The 21,622-nt window shown below is 63.2% G+C and carries 16 protein-coding genes and 1 pseudogene; 14 read left to right on the forward strand and 3 right to left on the reverse strand.

Annotation, left to right across the window (positions count from 1 at the left end):
• Positions 1-194 precede the first annotated feature (194 nt).
• The 3 genes from ACZ0AV_RS19305 to ACZ0AV_RS19315 all read left to right on the forward strand — a co-directional run bounded on the left by ACZ0AV_RS19305 (position 195) and on the right by ACZ0AV_RS19315 (position 3,756).
• Positions 195-1,076 (forward strand): manganese catalase family protein, encoded by an 882-nt coding sequence (locus tag ACZ0AV_RS19305; protein ID WP_499152524.1) that lies wholly within the window; start codon positions 195-197, stop codon positions 1,074-1,076.
• A gap of 326 nt (positions 1,077-1,402) precedes the next feature.
• Positions 1,403-2,779 (forward strand): iron-containing redox enzyme family protein, encoded by a 1,377-nt coding sequence (locus tag ACZ0AV_RS19310; protein ID WP_499152525.1) that lies wholly within the window; start codon positions 1,403-1,405, stop codon positions 2,777-2,779.
• Between the two features lie 14 nt (positions 2,780-2,793).
• Entirely contained in the window at positions 2,794-3,756 is a 963-nt protein-coding gene (locus tag ACZ0AV_RS19315; RefSeq protein WP_499152526.1) for a methyltransferase, read from the forward strand.
• Between the two features lie 50 nt (positions 3,757-3,806).
• On the opposite strand, the gene dapC is transcribed toward ACZ0AV_RS19315, so the two are convergent.
• Positions 3,807-5,003 carry a succinyldiaminopimelate transaminase gene (gene dapC / locus ACZ0AV_RS19320; RefSeq protein WP_499152527.1) on the reverse strand — a complete coding sequence of 399 codons (1,197 nt, stop codon included), beginning with the start codon at positions 5,001-5,003 and terminating at the stop codon, positions 3,807-3,809.
• Between the two features lie 234 nt (positions 5,004-5,237).
• On the opposite strand from dapC, the pseudogene ACZ0AV_RS19325 reads away from it, so the two are divergent.
• Positions 5,238-6,245: pseudogene (locus ACZ0AV_RS19325) on the forward strand (HAMP domain-containing protein); the annotation flags it as partial.
• Positions 6,246-6,335: 90 nt separating this feature from the next.
• Positions 6,336-7,100, forward strand: coding sequence for a methyl-accepting chemotaxis protein (locus tag ACZ0AV_RS19330; RefSeq protein WP_499153405.1), 765 nt, complete (start codon positions 6,336-6,338; stop codon positions 7,098-7,100).
• A gap of 887 nt (positions 7,101-7,987) precedes the next feature.
• Here the strand turns inward: ACZ0AV_RS19330 and ACZ0AV_RS19335 are convergent.
• Both ACZ0AV_RS19335 and map read right to left on the reverse strand, forming a co-directional pair.
• Positions 7,988-10,684, reverse strand: a complete 2,697-nt coding sequence (locus ACZ0AV_RS19335; RefSeq protein ID WP_499152528.1) for a [protein-PII] uridylyltransferase — start codon at positions 10,682-10,684, stop codon at positions 7,988-7,990.
• A 37-nt stretch (positions 10,685-10,721) separates the two neighbouring features.
• A complete protein-coding gene (gene map, locus ACZ0AV_RS19340; RefSeq protein ID WP_499152529.1) occupies positions 10,722-11,522 on the reverse strand; it encodes a type I methionyl aminopeptidase in 801 nt (266 codons plus the stop codon).
• Positions 11,523-11,783: 261 nt separating this feature from the next.
• Here map and rpsB point away from each other — a divergent pair, with 261 nt between their 5' ends.
• From rpsB to bamA, 9 genes are all read left to right on the forward strand, one after another.
• Entirely contained in the window at positions 11,784-12,527 is a 744-nt protein-coding gene (gene rpsB / locus ACZ0AV_RS19345) for a 30S ribosomal protein S2 (RefSeq protein ID WP_499152530.1), read from the forward strand.
• A gap of 129 nt (positions 12,528-12,656) precedes the next feature.
• The gene (tsf, locus tag ACZ0AV_RS19350; protein ID WP_499152531.1) at positions 12,657-13,520 is read left to right on the forward strand and encodes a translation elongation factor Ts; all 864 of its coding nucleotides are present in this window, start codon (positions 12,657-12,659) and stop codon (positions 13,518-13,520) included.
• Positions 13,521-13,710: 190 nt separating this feature from the next.
• On the forward strand, positions 13,711-14,454 hold the full coding sequence (gene pyrH, locus ACZ0AV_RS19355) for a UMP kinase (protein ID WP_042555172.1): 744 nt from the start codon (positions 13,711-13,713) through the stop codon (positions 14,452-14,454).
• The gene (gene frr, locus ACZ0AV_RS19360; RefSeq protein ID WP_499152532.1) at positions 14,451-15,008 is read left to right on the forward strand and encodes a ribosome recycling factor; all 558 of its coding nucleotides are present in this window, start codon (positions 14,451-14,453) and stop codon (positions 15,006-15,008) included. Before pyrH ends, frr begins: the two co-directional genes overlap by 4 nt.
• A 16-nt stretch (positions 15,009-15,024) precedes the next feature.
• Positions 15,025-15,789: a polyprenyl diphosphate synthase gene (gene uppS, locus ACZ0AV_RS19365; protein WP_499152533.1), complete on the forward strand. Its 765-nt coding sequence runs from the start codon at positions 15,025-15,027 to the stop codon at positions 15,787-15,789.
• The gene (locus ACZ0AV_RS19370; protein ID WP_499152534.1) at positions 15,789-16,604 is read left to right on the forward strand and encodes a phosphatidate cytidylyltransferase; all 816 of its coding nucleotides are present in this window, start codon (positions 15,789-15,791) and stop codon (positions 16,602-16,604) included. The genes uppS and ACZ0AV_RS19370 overlap by 1 nt, the downstream gene beginning before the upstream one ends.
• The gene (gene ispC / locus ACZ0AV_RS19375) at positions 16,601-17,794 is read left to right on the forward strand and encodes a 1-deoxy-D-xylulose-5-phosphate reductoisomerase (protein ID WP_499152535.1); all 1,194 of its coding nucleotides are present in this window, start codon (positions 16,601-16,603) and stop codon (positions 17,792-17,794) included. The genes ACZ0AV_RS19370 and ispC overlap by 4 nt, the downstream gene beginning before the upstream one ends.
• Positions 17,791-19,143, forward strand: a complete 1,353-nt coding sequence (rseP, locus tag ACZ0AV_RS19380) for an RIP metalloprotease RseP (protein WP_499152536.1) — start codon at positions 17,791-17,793, stop codon at positions 19,141-19,143. Before ispC ends, rseP begins: the two co-directional genes overlap by 4 nt.
• A gap of 73 nt (positions 19,144-19,216) precedes the next feature.
• The gene (gene bamA, locus ACZ0AV_RS19385; protein WP_499152537.1) at positions 19,217-21,577 is read left to right on the forward strand and encodes an outer membrane protein assembly factor BamA; all 2,361 of its coding nucleotides are present in this window, start codon (positions 19,217-19,219) and stop codon (positions 21,575-21,577) included.
• Positions 21,578-21,622 lie beyond the last annotated feature (45 nt).

The following is a 21,622-nucleotide window of genomic DNA, read 5'->3' on the forward strand; positions in this document are numbered from 1 at the left end:
TCCGTGTTTTTCGTCAACGGTATGCAAGCGAAACGTCACAACCAAGGAAGTTGCGGCGCGTTAGCGTTTCGCTTGTATGAAACCATTAATTATTGTTTGAACTGGATCGCGCTTTTGCTATTCGTTACTTACAAGACCCGCACGGGCAAGGAGTAAGGCGTACAGGGAAACAAACCGATGAGGAGAACACGTTAATGTTCGTACATAACAAGCGACTGCAATATACCGTCAGGGTCGCCGGGCCGAATCCGGGCTTGGCGAATCTGCTCCTGGAACAGTTTGGCGGCCCGCAAGGTGAACTGGCCGCCGCCATGCGTTACTTCACCCAGGGCCTGGCCGAAGACGATGCGGGCCGCAAGGATCTGCTGCTGGATATCGCCACCGAGGAGCTCAGCCACCTGGAGATCATTGGTTCGATCGTCGGCATGCTGAACAAGGGTGCCAAGGGTGATCTGGCCGAAGCGGTCGAGGAGGAAGCGGCGCTGTATCGTTCCCTGACGGAAGGCGGTAACGACTCCCACATTACCTCGCTGCTTTACGGCGGTGGCCCGGCGCTCACCAACTCCGCTGGTGTGCCGTGGACGGCAGCCTACATCGACACCATCGGTGAGCCGACCGCGGACCTGCGCTCCAATATTGCCGCGGAAGCGCGCGCCAAGATCATCTACGAGCGCCTGATCAACGTTACCGACGACCCGGGCGTGAAGGATGCCCTGGCGTTCCTGATGACCCGCGAGCTGGCTCACCAGAAGTCCTTCGAGAAGGCGCTGCATTCCATTCAGCCGAACTTCCCGCAGGGCAAACTGCCGGGCGTGCCGGAGTTCACCAGTGTGTACTTCAACATGTCCCAGGGCGAGGAAGACCGCCGAGGGCCATGGAACGAAGGCGATCAGTGGGAGTTCGTGGCCAATCCGCAGCCGGCGGTCGACGGCGGCGACGGCACGGCCGAGGTGATGCTGCCGCCCAAGCAGGCGGAGGTGCTGATGCAGATGGCCAAGCGCACCGCTTCCGATCCAACCCTGGACTCGATCACGGGTGCCGATCTCGGTTCCGGGGCGGCCAGGAAGCCGCAGTGAGACAGCCGCTCCGTTGCCCAGCGGGCATCGGGGCGAGTTTTCATCCGCCAGGCGATCAGCAGATCGCCTGGTTTTTTTATGCCCGCCCCAAGCCGCTGTGCGCAGGCGCCCAGGCGGCGCGCAGCGGCAGATTGTCGGCTGCTTACCGCCGATCTTTCAGATTGAATCTTTCACGGCCAGCGCTTCTCCCAATTCCATGAGGCCAGGACCGCGCTGACGTCGATTACAGCATGTCGATACCGCGGCTCCTCCCGAGAACAATCCAGCGCTGCGTTCGAGCCAATCGTCTCGATGGCGCCTTGAACTGCCCACGCAAGGCTTCGACCATGACCACATTGATGCCGATTTTCACCACGCCCCGCGAAAGTTGCTCCTTTCTCCAGCCAGGCCCGGCGCGCGCGCTTTACGAGCAGCTCCTACAGCCTCGACTCGGCCATGACGACCTGCAGCAGGCTCGCAGCTTTCTCGATGCGCAGCTGGAGGCAGCCGAACGGTTGCCTTGCGACATGCCGGCGCAACCCGAAGCGCTGATGGACTGGATGAGAGAAGCCGCGCAGCGCACCACGCAGGCCTACGCCCAGTACCTGGAGGAACGTCGTCAGGGTGCACCGAGGCGATATTTCGGCAACCGCGCGCATGCCCTGTACTTCCTGCGTCACGTCGCCCCGACCAAGTTGGTGGACGGCGCCTGGCTGTATGGCCTGTTGCGCCACTGGCAGGAACTGCGCCTGCGCCCGCTGGTGCGCACCTACCTGGAGGAACTGGGTGATGGTGTGCCAGCGATGAATCATGTAGTGCTGTACAAGCAACTGCTGAGTCAGCATGGCTGCGATGAGCTCACCGAACTCGACGATGCGCATTTTCTGCCAGGCGCACAGCAACTCGCCCTGGGGCACCTGGCCGACGACTACCTGCCCGAGGTGATCGGCTACAACCTTGGCTACGAGCAACTGCCGCTGCACCTGCTGATCAGCAGCTACGAACTGACCGAACTGGATATCGACCCCTATTATTTCCAGTTGCACGTGACCATCGACAACGCCAGCACCGGGCACGCCCAGAAAGCCGTGCAGGCGGTACTGGAAAACCTGCCGGTGGTGGGTGATCGCGAGGCGTTCTATCGCCGCGTGATTCGTGGCTACCGCCTCAATGATATCGGCCTGGGTTCCACCGCGGTGATCGCCGCATTCGACCTCGAAGAGGAAGTCTGCGGCATGCTCGAACGCAAGCGTGAGGTCGCCACCCAGGTGCACTCCGACTACTGCCGCATCGAAGGTCGTACCGTGAATGAATGGCTGAGCCAGCCGGGGCAGGTACGCGCCTTTCTCGACGCGTTGGAGAAGCGGGGCTGGATACGCCGCCACGAAGATCCACAGAACAGCCGGTTCTGGCAACTGGTGCAAGGCGAGCGCGCCGCCATGTTCGGGGTGTTCAACGCCTATGAACAGCAATTGCTCCACGACTGGATCAGCGGGGACTGGGTTGCGCCGCGTAGCCGTGGTCGTCATCGTCGGCGGCCGGCTGCTGCCGGCGCCGATCAGGTTGCCGGGATCGACGACGAGGCTCAGGCGCTGCATGCGACGCTGCGCGGGCTCCCAGCACAGCAACAGCTGGCGAAGCTGATCGAGCTGATGTCACCGGCCAATCACTTCACCCCGGCCGGGCTGCTGGCGACTCGCCTGTTCAACACCTACCTCCACTAGTCCTCGGGGCACCGATGCATACAGAGCTGTTAGAGACCGACCAACACTGGGCATTGCTGAGCCTGGGGCACGCGCTGCACAGGCGTGGATATCGCTTCACAACGGCCACGCCGCTCACCCACGAACGGGTCAACGGTCGCGCCGGCAATGCACAGGCAATGGACCTGGCCGGTGTGTTTGGCTGGAGCCGGCCCTTTGATGAGGGGCTACTGGATGCCGAGCTACTGGAGCTGATGCGCGCGGCCCATGTGCTCATCGAGGAAGAGTCGGGGTGCCTGCGCAGCGCCGTGCGCTTCTCCAGCCTCGGCGATCAACTGTTCGTGCATTCGCGCTACCCGACGTTGCAGGCCGACTCGGTATTCTTCGGCCCGGACACCTACCGCTTCGTGCGCGCCATCGATGCCTTTCTCACTGCGCCGTCATCCCTGGCGATCGGGCGCGCGGTGGATATCTGTTGCGGGTCCGGCCCGGGCGCACTGAGCATCGCCCTGGCGCGCCCGCAGGCCGAGGTGCTGGCTGTGGATATCAATCCTCGAGCGCTCGAGTTCACCCGTATCAACGCGGCGCTGGCAGGCGCGGGCAACATCAGTGCCCGGCACAGCGACCTGTTGAAGGGTGTCGAGGGCGAGTTCGACCTGATCGTGGCCAACCCGCCCTACATGCTCGACGGCGAAAGTCGCGCCTACCGCGACGGCGGCGGGGAGCTCGGCACGGGCCTGTCCAGGGCGATTGTCGAAGCCTCGGTCGCGCGGCTGGCGCCTGGCGGAACGCTGCTGCTTTACACCGGCGTGGCAATGGTCGCCGAGGGTGACCCGTTCCTCGCCTACCTGCGCACTACGCTGGGCGAATCGGCACTGGCCTGGCGTTACGAGGAAATGGACCCGGACGTGTTTGGCGAGGAATTGCTCAAGCCAGGCTACGAAGCGGTGGAACGCATCGCCGCGGTGGTACTGACCGTCACCCGCAGCGCGGGTTGACATGGCGCCGGACGCCGGCAATCGCCGGGCGTCCGGCATGCCCGCCGCGATCAGGCGTTTTCGACGAAGTGGCGGATCCGCCGGGCCGCTTCCACGCACTCGGCCAGTGGTGCGACCAGCGCCATGCGTACCCGCCCGGCGCCCGGGTTGAAGCCGTCCACCTCGCGCGACAGGTATGAACCCGGCACCACCGTGACATGTTCCCTGGCGAACAGCGCGCGGGTGAATTCGGCGTCATCGCCCGGAGTTTTCGCCCATAGATAGAAGCCGCCGTCCGGGCGTTGCACGTCGAGTACGCCGTGCAGGATCTCCAGCACGGCAGCGAATTTCTCACGGTACAGATCGCGGTTGGCGCGCACGTGGTCTTCGTCCTGCCAGGCCGCGATGCTGGCCAGCTGGGTTTGTACCGGCATGGCGCAACCGTGGTAGGTGCGGTACAGCAGGAAGGCCTTGAGGATATCGGCGTCGCCGGCGACGAAGCCGGAGCGCAGGCCAGGCAGGTTGGAACGCTTGGACAGGCTGTGGAACACCACGCAGCGTTTGAAGTCGTTGCGGCCCAATTCGGCGCAGGCGGTAAGCAGGCCGGCGGGCGGGTTCTGCTCGTCGAAGTACAGCTCGCTGTAGCATTCGTCCGCGGCGATGACGAAATCGTATTGGTCGGCCAGGGCGATCAGCTTCTTCAAGGTTTCCAGCGGAATCAGCGCACCGGTCGGGTTGCCTGGCGAACACAGGAAAAGGATCTGGCAGCGTTGCCAGACATCCGCCGTGACCGCATCGAAGTCCGGGTTGAAGCCGTGCTCTTCCAGGCACGGCAGGTAGTGCGGCTGGGTGCCGGCCAACAGCGCGGCGCCTTCGTAGATCTGATAGAACGGGTTGGGGCTGACCACCAGGCCGCCTGCATCGCGCTGGGCGACGGTCTGGGTGAACGCGAACAGCGCCTCGCGGGTGCCGTTGACCGGCAGCACGTGGCGTGCGGCATCCAGCCAGCCGGCCGGTACCGTGAAGCGCCGCTCGCACCAGTGGGCGATGGCTTCGCGCAGCGCCGCGATACCCAGCGTGGTCGGATAGACCGCCATCTGGTCGAGGTTGTCGGCCAGCGCCTGGGCGACGAACGCGGGTGAACGGTGCTTGGGTTCACCGATCGACAGGGCGATGGGCGAGCGGTCGGCGGCAGGCTGCACGCCGGCGAGCAGGGCGCGGAGTTTCTCGAACGGGTAGGGCTGCAACTGGGCGAGGGCGTGGTTCATGGCGATCCGACGGGTCCTTTGTAGGGCGGCGACAAAGCTGGGGACACTAGCACGCGAGGCGGTCTCAGGAAAATTGCTTATCTGTCCGATATTCGTCAGTGCAGGTCGCACTGCCGATAGCCGGCCGCTAAAGAGGCACCGTTTCGGGCCGATAGATCGAGCGCAAGCCGTTTCTCAGTCCTTCTTTACAGCGAGACCTCTTTCATGCGCACCCTCAAGTTCAGCCACAAGATCATGTTGGCGGCGTCCCTGGTGGTCATTGCGGCCTTCGCGTCCTTCGCGTTGTACAACGACTACCTGCAACGCAATTCGATTCGCGACAATCTGGCGAACTACCTGAACGATGTGGGCCAGGTGTCCACCGGCAACATTCAGCACTGGCTCTCCGGGCGCATGCAGTTGCTGGACAACCTCGCCGAGTCTGTCCAGGACGACGTTTCGCCTGCGCCGCTGGCCAGGAACCTGCAGCACCGCAGCATCGCCTCGGCTTTCCTGTACGCGTATTACGGCCAGAACGATGGCACCTACACGCAGTTTCCAGCCAGCGAATTGCCCGCCGGCTACGACCCGCGCCAGCGACCCTGGTACAAGAGCGCGGCCACCAGCAACGGGCCTGGCCTGACCGAACCCTACCTGGCGGCCGATCCGCGCGATGGCCTGCTGATCACCATCACCCGGCCGGTAAATGCCGGCGGTACCCTGCAGGGCGTGGTAGGCGGCGACCTCAAGCTGCAGACCATCGATGACATTCTCAACTCCTTCGACCTGGGCGGCATGGGCTACGCCTTCCTGGTCGACGACAAGGGCACGGTATTGGTCCACCCGGACAAGAGCCTGGTGCTGAAGAAACTGGCAGATCTGTTCCCCAGCGGAGCGCCTCGCCTGGAGGGCGGCCTGCAGGATGTCTCGGCGGTCGATGGCAGCGCCCGCATCGTCACCTTCCTGCCGGTGCAGGGCCTTGCCGGCGTACGTTGGTATGTCGGCCTGTCGGTCGATGAGGGCAAGGCCTTCGCTGCGTTGCGTGAGTTCCGCCTTTCCGCGCTGATGTCGACGATCATCGGCGTGGTGGCCATCTTGCTGCTGCTCGGTGCGCTGATTCGCATCCTGCTGCGCCCGCTGCACGTGATGAGCCACGCGATGGGCGGCATCGCCGAAGGCGAGGGCGACCTGACCCAGCGTCTGAAGATCGACTCCGGCGACGAGTTCGGCGAACTCGCGGGTGCCTTCAACCGTTTCGTCGAGCGTATCCACGAGTCGATTCGCGAAGTGGCCTCGGCAACCCGCGAAGTGCATGCCCGAGTGAGTATGGTGGTGGAAGCCTCCAATGCCTCGATGGGCAACTCCAGCGAACAGGCCGCACGTACCGACAGCGTTGCGGCGGCCATCAACGAACTTGGCGCTGCCGCCCAGGAAATCGCCCGCAACGCCGCCGATGCGTCCATTCAGGCCAGCGAAGCACGTCGCGATGCCGAGGAAGGGCAGGGTATGGTCGAACGCACGCTGGGCTCTATGGGCGATCTGTCGGACAAGATCCAGGCCTCGGGCAATCACATCGAATTGCTGAGTGAGAAGAGCAACGACATCGGGCAGATTCTTGACGTGATCAAGGGCATTTCCGAGCAGACCAACCTGCTGGCGCTCAACGCGGCCATCGAAGCTGCGCGGGCCGGTGAGGCCGGCCGCGGTTTCGCGGTGGTCGCCGATGAGGTGCGTAACCTGGCACAGCGCACGCAGACCTCGGCACAGGAAATCCAGCAGATGATCGAGCAGCTGCAGACCGGTGCCCGGGACGCAGTGACCACCATGAGCGAAAGCCGTCGGTTCAGCGACGACAGCGTGCGCATCGGCGGGCAGGCGGGCGAAAACCTGCGTGGCGTGACCCGCCGCATCGGCGAAATCGACGGCATGAACCAGTCCGTGGCCACCGCCACCGAGGAGCAGACGTCGGTGATCGAAAGCCTCAACATGGACATCACCGAGATCAACACGCTCAACCAGGACGGCGTGCGCAACCTGCAGTCCAGCCTCAGCGCCTGTACCGAACTGGATCAGCAGGTCGGGCGCCTCAAGCAACTGGTCGACAGCTTCAGGATCTGATCCGACGGCGCCGGGCTCGCGCAGGCGCCAACGCTCCTACAGGGACTCTCGTGGAGCGATGTTTCCAGGGCGCTGCACGCTCGCGTAGGCGTCGCGCCCCCGCGGCGAATGGTGGCCATGCCGCCGATCCTGCTGAACGGCCGCCATCGATTCGCGCCGAGGGCGACGCTCCTACGGGGCTGCCGATCCCATTTCGGGCGATGTTTCCAGGGCGCTGCACGCTCGCGTAGGCGCCGCGCCCCGCGGCGAATGGTGGCCATGCCGACGGTCCTGTCGAACGGCCGCCATCGATTCGCGCCGAGGGCGACGCTCCCACGGGGCTGCCGATCCCATGTCGGGCGATGTTTCCAGGGTGCGGCACGCTCGCGTAGGCGTCGCGCCCCGCGGCGAATGGTGGCCATGCCGCCAATCCTGCTGAACGGCCGCCATCGATTCGCGCCGAGGGCGACACTCCTACGGGGCTGCCGATCCCATGTCGGTCGATGTTTCCAGGGCGCTGCACGCTCGCGTAGGTGTCGCGCCCCCGCGGCGAATGGTGGCCATGCCGCCAATCCTGCTGAACGGCCGCCATCGATTCGCGCCGAGGGCGACGCTCCCACGGGGCTGCCGATCCCATGTCGGGCGATGTTTCCAGGGTGCGGCACGCTCGCGTAGGCGTCGCGTCCCCGCGGCGAATGATGGCCATGCCGCCGATCCTGTCGAACGGCCGCCCTCGATTCGCGCCGAGGGCGACGCTACGGGCTGCCGATCCCATGTCGGGCGATGTTTCCAGGGTGCGGCACGCTCGCGTAGGCGTCGCGCCCCGCGGCGAATGGTGGCCATGCCGCCGATCCTGCTGAACGGCCGCCGCCTTTTCGCGGCGGCGGGGTGCTCCTGCAAGGCGTTCGTCAGATGCTGATCTGCAAGGGGGTAGGGCTGCTGGCCGCCGACAGCTTGGTGATGATGGTCTGCTGCAGGCGGGCGCACAGCTCGGGGTCGGACAGCGGCTGATTGTTGGCGTCGGTGACGAAGAATACGTCCTCGACGCGCTCGCCCAGGGTGGCGATCTTGGCGTTCTGCAGCGACAGGTCGAAGTCCAGGAAGATCCGCCCGACCTTGGCCAGCAGGCCGGGGCGATCCGGCGCGGTCAGCTCCAGCACGGTCACCGGCCGCTGCGCATCGTTGTGGATGGTCACCTGCGGTGCGAAGGCGAAATGCTTGAGCTGGCGCGGTACCCGGCGCTGGATGATGCTCGGGTACTCGTCCGGGTGCTTGAGCGTGTCGACCAGGCTCTGGCGGATCTGTTTGATGCGCTGCGGGTTGTCGCCGATAGAACCGCCCTCCGCCTCGAGCACGATGTAGGTATCGAGGGTGAACTGGCTGGTCGAGGTGAGAATCCGTGCATCGTGGATGTTCAGGTTCAGCTGCGCCATGGCCGCCACCGTCACGGCGAAGAAGTCATGCTGGTCCGGCGCGTAGATGAAGATCTGCGTGCCGCCCTCGAATTCGCGCTGGGTCGTTTCCTTCATCAGCACCAGCGGGTCGCCGTCGCTCGGGTGCTGAAGGATCGCGTCGGTGTGCCAGGCGACGTCATCGGCGCTGTGACGCAGGAAGTAGTCGTCGCCCAGTTGCGACCAGAGCTGTTCGACCTCGTCGGAGTCGGTGCCATTGCGCACGAGGATTTCCAGGGCCGCGTTCTGCGTCAGGCGAATCTGCTCTTCACGCTCCACCGGGTTTTCCAGGCCGCGGCGCAGGGCTCGCTTGGTTTCCGTATACAGCTGGCGCATCAGGCTGGCCCGCCAGGAATTCCACAGGCTCGGATTGGTGGCGTTGATGTCGGCCACGGTGAGCACATAGAGGTAATCCAGGTGGGTCTGGTCGCCGACGAACGCGGCGAAGTCGTGGATCACCTGCGGGTCGGATAAATCCTTGCGCTGCGCGGTGGTCGACATCGCCAGGTGGTTCTGCACCAGCCACACGATCAGCCCGGTGTCCCACGCCGGCAGGTGGTGGCGCTGGCCGAAGGCTTCGGCATCGATGGCGCCCAGTTCGGAGTGATCGCCGCCACGGCCCTTGCCGATATCGTGGTACAGGCCCGCCAGATAGATCAGCTCGGGCTTGGGCAGTTTGTCGATCAACTCGCTGGCGAGGGGGAATTTCTCGGCCAGCTCCGGCCATTTGAATTTGCGCAGGTGCTTGATCAGGTTGAGCGTGTGGGCATCGACGGTGTAAATGTGGAACAGGTCGTGCTGCATCTGCCCGACGATATGGCCGAACTCCGGCAGGTAGCGGCCGAGGATGCCGTATCGGTTCATGCGTCGCAGGTTGCGGTGGATGCCCTGCTCGCATTTGAACAGCTCGATGAACAGGCTGGTGTTGCGGATGTCCTTGCGAAAATCGTCGTCGATCAGGTGCCGGTGGTCGCGCAGCAGGCGGATGGTATCGGCGCACACGCCATTGAGGTCCGGATGCTGGGCCATCAGCACGAAGATCTCGATGATCGCGAACGGCGTGCGCTTGAACACGTTCGGGTGGGTGACCTCGATATAGCCGTCGCGTACCTGGAAGCGACTGTTGAGCGGCGTGGCCGCGCCGCTCTCGCCCGCCCTGAGGATTTCTTCCTCGAAGTGCTGGATGATCAGGTCGCTCAGCTCGGCGATCGCCATCACCACCCGGTAGTACTTCTGCATGAAGCGCTCGATGGTGCGCTTGGTATCGCCTTCGTCGTAGCCGAGCAGTACGGCGACCTTGCTCTGGTGGTCGAACAGCAGCCGGTCTTCAGCGCGTCCGGCAAGCATGTGCAGCGCATAGCGCACCTTCCAGAGAAACTCCTGGGAGGAGGCCAGCAGGGTGTATTCGCTTTCCAGCAGAAAGCCCTGGCCGACCATGGCGTGCAGGTTGAGGGTGGCGAAGTGGCGGCGCGCGATCCACAGGATGGTCTGGATGTCGCGCAGCCCGCCGGGCGAACCCTTGACGTTGGGCTCGAGGTTGTATTCGGTGTCGTTGTACTTGGCGTGGCGGTTTTTCTGTTCTTCGCGCTTGGCCAGGAAGAACGCCTGGCTGGGCCACATGTGTGCGCTGGCGGTGACTTCCTGCATGCGCACGCGCAAGTGCTCCGGACCGGCAATGGTGCGGCTTTCCATCAGGTTGGTGATGACCGTCAGGTCGGCGCGCGCCTCGTCAGCGCACTCGGCCACCGAGCGCACGCTTTGCCCAACTTCCAGGCCGATGTCCCAGAGCAGGGTGAGGAAGCCTTCGATGGACTCGCGAAAGGTTTCCTGGTCGTCGCTGCCGAGCAGGATCAGCAGGTCGATATCGGAATACGGATGCAGTTCGCCACGGCCGTAGCCGCCCACCGCCAGCAGGGCGATCTCGGCATCCTCGCTCCAGGAGAAGCGATTCCAGGCTTCCAGCAGGATCTGGTCGGTGAACCAGGCGCGATCCTCGACCAGCCTGCGCACATCGCGGCTGCCGCGAAAGCGCGCGTCGAGCACGTCGTGTGCGCGGCGAATGGCTTTCTTGAAGGCGCCGATGGGGCTGGACTTGAGCGCCAGTTCCGCCTGGAACTGGCCGCGATCGAACAACTCGGGATCTACCTGCGGCATGCGGCGGCTTTCCTTCTGTATTTGGCGAGCGTGGTGATCAGCCAGACACCCGTGCGATGGTGTCGTCGCCACGCAGGGTGAAGATCTCGTAACCGTCGGCGGTGACCAGCAGGGTGTGTTCCCACTGCGCGGACAATTTGCGGTCCTTGGTGATCGCGGTCCAGCCGTCGCCCAGCACACGGGTTTCCGGGCGGCCCTGGTTGATCATCGGCTCGATGGTGAAGGTCATGCCTTCCTTGAGCTCCATGCCGGTGCCGGCGCGGCCGTAGTGCAGCACCTGCGGTTCCTCATGAAATACCGAACCGATGCCATGCCCGCAGAACTCGCGCACCACCGAGAAGCCGTGCTTCTCGGCATGCTTCTGGATCACTTCGCCGATATCGCCGAGGCGCGCGCCAGGGCGTACCACCTCGATGCCCTTGTAGAGGCATTCCTGGGTGACCCGCGACAGGCGCTCGGCCCACTCGGGAACCTGGCCGACGTGGAACATGCGGCTGGTGTCGCCGTAGTAGCCGTCCTTGATCACGGTGATGTCGATGTTCATCACATCACCTTCCTTGAGCGGCTTGTCATTGGGAATGCCGTGGCATACCACATGGTTGAGCGAGGTGCAGATGGACTTCGGGAACCCCGGACGACCCGGCGCGGCGCCGTAGTTGAGCGGCGCGGGGATAGCCTTCTGCACGTTGACGATATGGTCGTGGCAGAGGGTGTTCAGTTCATCGGTGGTGACGCCAGGTTTGACATGCTCGGCGATCATCTCCAGCACTTCGGCGGCCAGGCGGCCGGCGATGCGCATCTTCTCGATTTCATCGGGCGTCTTGAGGGTGACGGTCATGGTGATCTCGGTATCTCTATAAAGTGCGCCATGGTAACAGTTTGCGACTGGAAGCTTGAAGCGCCAGGGCTACACTGGCTTGGCCACGGTAGGCGTTGGCGTATAGCTTGCAGTAACTTTCTGTGGTATAAAACGCGCCGCTTTACGGGGCAGACCCCGAAAGCTTAACCCCACACACGTGTCGACACGGTTTCCTGGGTGCCCGCAAGGGTTGGAAATTGGGACGCGTGGAGGCCTAACCCGACTTATCAAGGAACTATCATGTCCCAAGTCAACATGCGCGATATGCTGAAGGCCGGTGTGCACTTCGGCCACCAGACCCGTTACTGGAACCCGAAAATGGGCAAGTACATTTTCGGCGCGCGCAACAAGATTCACATCATCAACCTCGAAAAAACCCTGCCGATGTTCAACGACGCCCTGTCGTTCGTTGAAAAGCTGGCTGCTGGCAAGAACAAGATCCTGTTCGTCGGCACCAAGCGTTCCGCTGGCAAGATCGTCCGCGAAGAAGCTGCCCGTTGCGGCTCGCCGTTCGTCGATCACCGCTGGTTGGGCGGCATGCTCACCAACTTCAAGACCATCCGTGCCTCGATCAAGCGTCTGCGTGATCTGGAAGTGCAGTCCCAGGACGGCACCTTCGCCAAGCTGACCAAGAAAGAAGCGCTGATGCGCACCCGTGATCTGGAAAAACTGGATCGCAGCCTGGGCGGTATCAAGGACATGGGCGGTCTGCCGGACGCTCTGTTCGTCATCGACGTTGATCACGAGCGCATCGCGATCACCGAAGCCAACAAGCTGGGCATCCCGGTCATCGGCATCGTCGATACCAACAGCAGCCCGGAAGGCGTTGACTACATCATCCCGGGCAACGACGACGCCATTCGCGCCATCCAGCTGTACATGGGCGCCATGGCCGACGCCGTGGTCCGTGGTCGCAGCAACGTTGGCGGTGCCACCGAGCAGTTCGTCGAAGAAGCACCGGCTGCCGAAGCTGCCGAAGGCTAAGCGGTAACGCAGAGCATCTAGTGTTATGCGCTGCGCAAAAAGGGGGCTAGGCCCCCTTTTTGCCACTCACAGATTTGGTCGCCTGCATGACGGGCGATGGTTGAAGACCTACCACAGAGGATTTTCAAAATGGCAGAGATCACTGCAGCCCTGGTTAAAGAACTGCGCGAGCGTACCGGCCAAGGCATGATGGAATGCAAGAAGGCCCTGGTTGCCGCCGGTGGCGACATCGAGAAAGCCATTGATGACATGCGTGCTTCGGGCGCCATCAAGGCCGCCAAGAAAGCGGGCAACATCGCCGCTGAAGGCGCTATCGCTGCGCGCGTCGAAGGTGGCCGCGGGCTGATCATCGAAGTCAACTCGCAGACCGACTTCCTGGCTCTGCAGGACGACTTCAAGGGCTTCGTGAAAGACAGCCTGGATGAAGCCTTCGCACAGAACCTGACCGACGTCGCGCCGCTGATCGCTTCCCGCGAATCCGCTCGCGAGGCGCTGGTTGCCAAGTGCGGCGAGAACGTCAACATTCGTCGCCTGACCGCAGTCGCTGGCGAAACCGTTGGTGCTTACCTGCACGGCCACCGCATCGGTGTTCTGGTTGTCCTGAAAGGCGGTAACGACGAACTGGCCAAGCACGTGGCCATGCACGTCGCTGCCTCCAATCCGGCCGTTGTCTCCCCGGACCAGGTTTCCGAAGAGCTGGTTGCCAAGGAAAAGGAAATCTTCCTGCAGCTCAATGCCGACAAGATCGCCGGCAAGCCGGAAAACATCGTTGAAAACATGATCAAGGGCCGCATCAACAAGTTCCTGGCCGAAGCCAGTCTGGTTGAGCAGGCGTTCATCATGGACCCGGAAGTCAAAGTCGGTGACCTGGTCAAGAAAGCCGGTGCTGAAATCGTTTCCTTCGTGCGCTACGAAGTGGGCGAGGGCATCGAGAAGGCCGAGACCGACTTCGCTGCCGAAGTCGCTGCCCAGGTTGCTGCCAGCAAGCAGTAACGGCATGCCGCTCAGCTAGTGCCCCAGAAGAGGCTGCCCGCTCACGCGCGCGGCCTCTTTTTCAAATGGGTTTTTTTTCAGAACGGCGGTTGGTGCCCACGGCACGAACGGTCTTGAGTGCTGTCGAAGCGCTCGATATGGGCGAGCCATCGGGCTCGCGCGCTTTCTTACGCCGCAGGAGAGATTGGTAATGGCTCAGCAGGTGAGTGGTCGTCAACCGCGCTACAAGCGCATTCTGCTCAAACTCAGCGGCGAGGCCCTGATGGGGTCGGAAGATTTCGGTATCGACCCCAAGGTACTGGATCGCATGGCGCTGGAAGTCGGCCAACTGGTCGGCATCGGCGTGCAGGTCGGCGTGGTGATCGGCGGTGGCAACCTGTTCCGTGGTGCCGCCCTAAGCGCCGCTGGCATGGACCGCGTCACCGGTGACCACATGGGCATGCTGGCCACGGTAATGAACGCCCTGGCCATGCGCGACGCGCTGGAACGTTCGAACATCCCGGCGCTGGTCATGTCGGCGATCTCCATGGTCGGCGTTACCGACCATTACGACCGTCGCAAGGCCATGCGCCACCTGAAAACCGGTGAGGTGGTGATTTTCGCCGCTGGCACTGGCAATCCCTTCTTCACCACCGATTCGGCTGCCTGCCTGCGTGGCATCGAGATCGACGCCGACGTGGTGTTGAAGGCAACCAAGGTGGATGGTGTGTACACTGCCGATCCATTCAAGGACCCGCATGCGGAGAAATTCGACCGCCTCACCTATGATGAAGTGCTCGATCGCAAGCTGGGCGTGATGGACCTGACGGCTATTTGCCTGTGCCGTGATCACAATATGCCGCTGCGCGTTTTCAATATGAACAAGCCGGGTGCCCTGCTCAATGTCGTGGTGGGCGGCGCCGAAGGTACTCTGGTCGAGGAAAGTAAAGAATGATCAACGAAATCAAGAAGGACGCCCAGGTTCGCATGCAGAAGAGCCTGGAATCGCTGGCCCACGCATTCAGCCGCATTCGCACTGGTCAGGCTCACCCGAGCATCCTTGGTGGCGTGATGGTGCCTTACTACGGCGCGGACACGCCGCTGAACCAGGTCGCCAACGTGACCGTGAAGGACGCGCGCACCCTGCAGGTCGTGGCCTTCGAGCGCAACATGCTCTCGGCCGTGGACAAGGCCATCCAGAGCTCCGGCCTCGGTTTCAATCCGACCAACCTGGGTGAACTGCTGCTGATCTCCATGCCGGCCCTGACCGAGGAAACCCGCAAGGGCTTCACCAAGCAGGCGCGTGACGCTGCCGAAGACGCCCGCGTTGCCGTGCGCAACATCCGTCGCGATGCGCTGAGCCAGTTCAAGGATCTGGTCAAGGAAAAGGAAATCAGCGAAGACGAAGAGCGCCGCGCCGCTGACGACATCCAGAAGCTGACTGACAAGTTCGTGGCCGAGATCGACGCTGCCGTGAAGCAGAAAGAAGCGGACCTGATGGCCGTCTGACGGCCAGGAAGTCGCCATGGACAATCCCAAAGTCAGTGCCGTGATGGCCGTTCCACGGCACGTGGCGATCATTATGGACGGTAATAACCGCTGGGCGCGCAAGCGCCTGCTGCCCGGCGTGGCCGGGCACAAAGCGGGTGTCGATGCGGTGCGCGCGGTCATCGAGGTGTGCGCCGAATCGGGTGTCGAGGTGTTGACCCTGTTTGCGTTCTCCAGCGAGAACTGGCAACGGCCTGCCGAAGAAGTCGGCGCGCTGATGGAGCTGTTTCTCAGTGCCTTGCGTCGGGAAACCCGCAAGCTCGACGAGAACGGCATCAGCCTGCGCATCATCGGTGACCGTTCGCGCTTCCATCCTGAGCTGCAGGCGGCCATGCGTGAGGCCGAAGCCAGGACCTCGGGTGGCACCGGTGAAAAGCGCTTCATCCTGCAGATCGCAGCGAACTACGGTGGCCAGTGGGACATCGCCCAGGCGGCTCAGCGGCTTGCGCGAGAAGTTCAGGGCGGCCACCTGCAGCCCGAGGACATCACGCCGCGCTTGCTGCAGGGTTGTCTGGTCACCGGCGAACTGCCGCTGCCGGACCTGTGCATCCGCACCGGCGGCGAACACCGGGTGAGCAATTTCCTGCTCTGGCAGATGGCATACAGCGAGCTGTATTTCTCCGACCTGCTGTGGCCGGATTTCAAGCACGACGCCATGCGCGCGGCGCTGCTGGACTTTGCCAAGCGGCAGCGGCGTTTTGGTAAAACCAGTGAACAAATAGAAGCCGAGGCCCGCGCCTGATGCTCAAACAACGAATCATTACGGCGCTGATCCTGTTGCCGATCGCCCTTGCCGGGTTCTTTTACCTCGACGGCGGCGCGTTCGCTCTGTTCATCGCTGTGGTGGTCGTGCTGGGGGCCTGGGAGTGGGCGCGGCTGGCCGGTTTCGCCAGCCAGCCGCTGCGCATCGCCTACGCGACGCTGGTGGCGTTGCTGCTGTATCTGCTGCACGGCCTGCCAGCGCTGGCGCCCTGGGTTCTGGGTATGGGCTTCGTGTGGTGGGCATTCGCCACCTTTCTGGTGCTCAATTATCCGCACAGCAGCCGTTACTGGGGTGGCCTGCCAGGCTGCCTGCTGATCGGCCTGTTGATTCTCGTGCCGGCCTGGCAAGGGTTGGTGATGGTCAAGCAGTGGCCGTTGGCCAACTGGCTGATCCTGGCCGTCATGGCGCTGGTCTGGGTGGCGGATGTCGGCGCTTATTTCTCCGGCAAGCGTTTCGGCAAGCGCAAGCTGGCGCCGCGTGTCAGTCCCGGCAAGAGTTGGGAAGGCCTGATCGGTGGTCTGCTGCTCAGCCTGCTGCTGACCGTGATCGTCGGCCTCTACCGTGGCTGGACCCCTGGCGAGTTCCTGCTGGCGCTTCCGGCTGCCGCGTTGGTGGTGCTGATTTCCGTGGTCGGCGACCTGACCGAAAGCATGTTCAAGCGCCAGTCGGGCATCAAGGACAGCAGCAACCTGCTGCCTGGGCATGGCGGCGTACTCGATCGAATCGATAGCCTGACGGCGGCCGTACCGGTATTTGCGGTGCTGCTGTTGCTGGCAGGCTGGGGCACATTGTGAGTCAGATTCAACGCATCACCGTGCTTGGCGCCACTGGCTCCATCGGCCTCAGCACCCTCGACGTCATCGCCCGTCACCCTGACCGCTATCAGGTGTTTGCCCTGACCGCGTTCAGCCGGGTGGCCGAACTCGAGGCGCTGTGCGTCGCGCATCGACCGAGCTTTGCCGTGGTCGCGGACGTGCAGGCGGCGAATGATCTGCAGGCGCGCCTGCGCCTTGCCGGGCTCGATACCCGCGTTCTGTTCGGCGAGGCGGGGCTGTGTGAAGTCTCGGCACATGCCGAGGTGGACGCGGTGATGGCAGCCATCGTCGGTGCCGCAGGCCTCAAGCCGACGCTGGCGGCAGTCGAGGCCGGCAAAAAAGTTCTGCTCGCCAACAAGGAAGCGCTGGTGATGTCGGGCGCGCTGTTCATGCGCGCGGTGCGCCAGAGCGGCGCCGTGCTGTTGCCGATCGACAGCGAGCACAACGCGATTTTTCAGTGCCTGCCCCATGATTACGCCCGCGGCCTGGCGCCGGTCGGCGTGCGGCGCATCCTGCTGACGGCGTCCGGCGGCCCGTTCCGCGAGACCGCACCTGAAGCGTTGCATGCGGTCACCCCCGAGCAGGCCTGTGCCCACCCCAACTGGTCGATGGGGCGCAAGATTTCCGTGGACTCGGCCAGCATGATGAACAAGGGCCTGGAGCTGATCGAGGCCTGCTGGTTGTTCGATGCGCGCGCGGATCAGGTCGAGGTGGTGATCCACCCGCAAAGCGTGATTCATTCCCTGGTCGATTATATCGACGGCTCGGTACTCGCCCAACTCGGCAATCCCGACATGCGCACGCCCATCGCCCATGCCCTGGCCTGGCCGCAACGCATCGATTCCGGTGTTGCCCCGCTGGACCTGCTTGGCATCGCGCGCCTGGATTTCCAGGCGCCTGATGACGTGCGCTTTCCCTGTCTGCGGCTGGCGCGTGAGGCGGCGGCGGCGGGCGGCAGTGCGCCGGCCATGCTCAACGCGGCGAACGAGGTGGCCGTGGCGGCCTTTCTCGAACGGCGGATTCGCTTCACCGATATCGCGCGTATCATTGGCGGCGTTCTCGAGGCCGAGCCAACCGTTGCGGTGGAGTGTCTCGACGCCGTGCTCGACGCTGACCGCCGTGCGCGGGAGCTCGCCGGGCAGTGGTTGAAACGTGGAGAGGTGGCATGAGCGCACTGTATATGATCGTCGGTACCCTGGTGGCGCTCGGGGTGCTGGTGACCTTTCATGAGTACGGTCATTTCTGGGTAGCCCGGCGCTGTGGCGTCAAGGTGCTGCGCTTTTCGGTGGGCTTCGGCACACCACTGGTGCGCTGGCATGACCGCCAGGGTACCGAATTCGTGATCGCCGCCATTCCGCTTGGCGGCTATGTGAAGATGCTCGACGAGCGCGAAGGCGATGTTCCTGCTTCCCTGGCCGAGCAATCGTTCAACCGCAAGACCGTCGGCCAGCGCATTGCCATCGTGGCAGCGGGACCGGCCGCCAACTTCGCCCTGGCGCTGGTGTTTTTCTGGCTGGTGGCCATGCTTGGTAGCCAGCAGGTGCGCCCGGTGATCGGTGCGGTGGAGTCCGGCAGCCTGGCACAGGTCGCCGGCCTGCAGCCTGGTGAGGAGATCGTCTCGATCAACGGCAAGGCGACCTCTGGCTGGTCTGCGGTGAACCTGCAACTGGTGCGGCGTCTTGGCGAGAGCGGCGAACTGATGATCGCCACGCGTCACACCGATGGTGGCGCCGATACGCTTCATCGCGTCCAGCTCGACAACTGGTTGCGCGGCGCCAACGAGCCGGATCCGATTGCCTCGCTGGGTATCCGCCCCTGGCGGCCGAGCCTGGCGCCAGTGCTGGCCGAGTTCGACCCTGAAGGCCCGGCGCAAGCCGCTGGCCTGCGTCTGGGTGACCGTCTGCTGGCGCTGAACGAGCAGCCACTGGTTGATTGGCAGGACCTGGTCGACCGCGTTCGCGGCCTGCCGGGCCAGGCGGTATCGCTTGCCGTGGAACGTGACGGCCAGCGCCTGGACGTGCCCGTCACCCTGGCCAGTCGCGGGGAAGGTGAAGCGCTCAGCGGTTACCTGGGGGCTGGTGTCGCCTCCGCGCAGTGGCCGGCGAACATGCTTCGCGAGGTCAGCTACGGCCCGCTCGAGGCCGTAGGCGAAGCGGCATCACGCACTTGGACGATGAGCGTTCTGACCTTGGATTCGCTGAAGAAAATGCTCTTCGGCGAGCTCTCGGTAAAAAACTTGAGCGGGCCGATAACCATTGCTAAAGTGGCGGGCGCTTCGGCCGAGTCGGGCCTCGGGGATTTTTTGAATTTCCTCGCCTACCTGAGCATCAGTCTGGGCGTTCTCAATTTGCTGCCGATTCCGGTTCTGGATGGGGGGCATCTGCTTTATTACCTGGTCGAATGGGTGCGCGGTCGTCCGCTCTCCGAACGGGTGCAGGGTTGGGGGATGCAAATCGGCATCAGCCTGGTGATCGGGGTGATGCTGCTGGCTCTGGTCAACGACCTGGGGCGCCTGTGACCTCTGCTGTATTACATATCTTTCGTCTCGAACGACTGATTTCTTATCGTTAGTTGGAATAAGAAAGGACTTCATGAAACGTCTGCTGCTACCTGCGGTGCTTGCCGCATTGATGATCGCCGAAGTTCACGCTGAGTCCTTCACCATCTCCGATATCCGCGTCAACGGCCTCCAGCGCGTCTCCGCCGGCAGCCTGTTCGGTGCGCTGCCCCTGAACGTGGGCGAGGCGGCCGACGACCGCACGCTGGTCGAGGCGACCCGCGAGCTGTTCAAGACCGGCTTCTTCCAGGACATCCAGCTCGGCCGCGATGGCAACGTGCTGGTGATCACCGTGGTCGAACGCCCGTCCATCTCCAGCATCGAAATCGAAGGCAACAAGGCCATCAGCAGCGATGACCTGTTGAAGGGGCTGAACCAGTCCGGCCTTGCCGAAGGCGAGATTTTCCAGCGCGCCACCCTTGAGGGGGTGCGTAACGAGCTGCAGCGCCAATACGTGGCCCAGGGTCGTTACTCCGCGGAAATCGATGCCGAAGTGATTCCCCAGCCGCGTAACCGCGTGGCGCTGAAGATCAACATCAACGAAGGCACCGTTGCGGCCATCCAGCACATCAACGTGGTGGGCAACAACGTCTTCTCCGACGAAGACCTGGGCGACCTGTTCGAGCTGAAGACCACCAACTGGCTGTCGTTCTTCCGCAACGACGACAAGTACGCCCGTGAGAAGCTCTCCGGTGACCTGGAACGCCTGCGTTCCTATTACCTGGACCGTGGCTACATCAACATGGACATCACCTCTACCCAGGTGTCCATCACCCCGGACAAGAAGCACGTCTACATCACTGTCAACATCGACGAAGGCGAGAAGTACACCGTCCGTGACGTGAAACTGTCCGGCGACCTCAAGGTGCCGGAAGAAGAAGTCCGTGCCCTGTTGCTGGTCAAGGAAGGGCAGGTGTTCTCGCGCAAGGTGATGACGACCACCAGCGAGCTGATCACCCGTCGCCTGGGTAACGAGGGCTATACCTTCGCCAACGTCAACGGCGTGCCCGAGCCGCATGATGACGACAACTCGGTGTCGATCACCTTTGTCGTCGACCCGGGCAAGCGCGCCTACGTCAACCGCGTCAACTTCCGTGGCAACACCAAGACCGAAGACGAAGTGCTGCGCCGCGAGATGCGCCAGATGGAAGGCGGCTGGGCATCGACCTACCTGATCGACCAGTCGAAGACGCGTCTGGAACGTCTCGGCTTCTTCAAGGAAGTCAACGTCGAGACCCCGCAGGTGCCGGGTACCGATGACCAGGTCGACGTCAATTACAGCGTCGAAGAACAGGCCTCGGGTTCGATCACGGCGAGCGTGGGTTTCGCCCAGAACGCCGGCCTGATCCTTGGTGGCTCGATCACCCAGAACAACTTCCTGGGTAGTGGTAACCGTGTCAGCCTCGGCCTGACCCGCAGCGAATACCAGAGCCGCTACAACTTCTCCTTCACCGATCCGTACTGGACCGAAGATGGCGTGAGCCTGGGTTACAACGCCTTCTACCGCACCACCGACTACGACGAACTCGATGTCGACGTATCCAGCTACTCGGTCGACAGCCTGGGCGCCGGTGTCAATATCGGTTACCCGATCAGCGAGACCGCTCGCCTGACCTACGGCCTGACCGTGCAGCAGGACGAGATCAACACCGGCCGCTACACCGTCGACGAGATCTTCGACTTCACCCGTCAGGAAGGCGAGAAATACGTCAACTTCAAGGCTTCGGTCGGTTGGTCCGAGTCGACGCTGAACCGCGGCGTGCTGGCCAACCGTGGCCACTCGCAGAGCCTGGTGTTCGAAACCACCGTGCCGGGCAGTGACCTGTCGTTCTACAAGCTCGACTATCGCGGCCAGGTATTCAAACCGCTGACCGACACCTACACCATGCGCTTCCACACCCAGCTGGGCTACGGCGGGGCGTTCGGCTCCACCAGCAAGCTGCCGTTCTACGAGAACTACTACGCCGGCGGCTTCAACTCGGTACGTGGTTTCGAAGACAGCAGCCTGGGCCCGCGCAGTACACCGAGTACCGGGCGTAACGAAGGCACGCTGGCCGATCCGGACCAGGACCCGCTGCCGTTCGGTGGTAACGTGCTGATCCAGGGCGGTGCTGAATTGCTGTTCCCGCTGCCGTTCGTCAAGGACCAGCGTTCGCTGCGCACCGCACTGTTCTGGGACGTGGGTAACGTGTTCGATACCGACTGCAGCTCCGGCCAGAAGAACCGTGGCGACAGCTGCGACATCGATTTCGGTAATCTGGCCAGCTCGGTCGGCGTTGGCGTGACCTGGATCACCGCCCTCGGCCCGCTCAGCTTCAGCCTGGCGATGCCGGTCAAGAAGCCGGACGACGCCGACACCCAGGTATTCCAGTTCTCCCTCGGTCAGACGTTCTAAGCGTCTGTTCATGAATCACGAAGACAGTTTTTCTGCAGGAGTTGC

The sequence above is a fragment of the Pseudomonas sp. AC532 genome (assembly GCF_979258965.1).

Coding starts and splice junctions, on each gene's coding strand:
- dapC (WP_499152527.1), bottom strand. CDS start 5,003: ATGAACCACGCCCTCGCCCAGTTGCAGCCCTACCCGTTCGAGAAACTC.
- ACZ0AV_RS19335 (WP_499152528.1), bottom strand. CDS start 10,684: ATGCCGCAGGTAGATCCCGAGTTGTTCGATCGCGGCCAGTTCCAGGCG.
- ACZ0AV_RS19330 (WP_499153405.1), top strand. CDS start 6,336: ATGGGCAACTCCAGCGAACAGGCCGCACGTACCGACAGCGTTGCGGCG.
- rseP (WP_499152536.1), top strand. CDS start 17,791: ATGAGCGCACTGTATATGATCGTCGGTACCCTGGTGGCGCTCGGGGTG.
- ACZ0AV_RS19315 (WP_499152526.1), top strand. CDS start 2,794: ATGCATACAGAGCTGTTAGAGACCGACCAACACTGGGCATTGCTGAGC.
- ACZ0AV_RS19370 (WP_499152534.1), top strand. CDS start 15,789: ATGCTCAAACAACGAATCATTACGGCGCTGATCCTGTTGCCGATCGCC.
- bamA (WP_499152537.1), top strand. CDS start 19,217: ATGAAACGTCTGCTGCTACCTGCGGTGCTTGCCGCATTGATGATCGCC.
- rpsB (WP_499152530.1), top strand. CDS start 11,784: ATGTCCCAAGTCAACATGCGCGATATGCTGAAGGCCGGTGTGCACTTC.
- ACZ0AV_RS19305 (WP_499152524.1), top strand. CDS start 195: ATGTTCGTACATAACAAGCGACTGCAATATACCGTCAGGGTCGCCGGG.
- frr (WP_499152532.1), top strand. CDS start 14,451: ATGATCAACGAAATCAAGAAGGACGCCCAGGTTCGCATGCAGAAGAGC.
- ACZ0AV_RS19310 (WP_499152525.1), top strand. CDS start 1,403: ATGACCACATTGATGCCGATTTTCACCACGCCCCGCGAAAGTTGCTCC.
- map (WP_499152529.1), bottom strand. CDS start 11,522: ATGACCGTCACCCTCAAGACGCCCGATGAAATCGAGAAGATGCGCATC.
- uppS (WP_499152533.1), top strand. CDS start 15,025: ATGGACAATCCCAAAGTCAGTGCCGTGATGGCCGTTCCACGGCACGTG.
- tsf (WP_499152531.1), top strand. CDS start 12,657: ATGGCAGAGATCACTGCAGCCCTGGTTAAAGAACTGCGCGAGCGTACC.
- pyrH (WP_042555172.1), top strand. CDS start 13,711: ATGGCTCAGCAGGTGAGTGGTCGTCAACCGCGCTACAAGCGCATTCTG.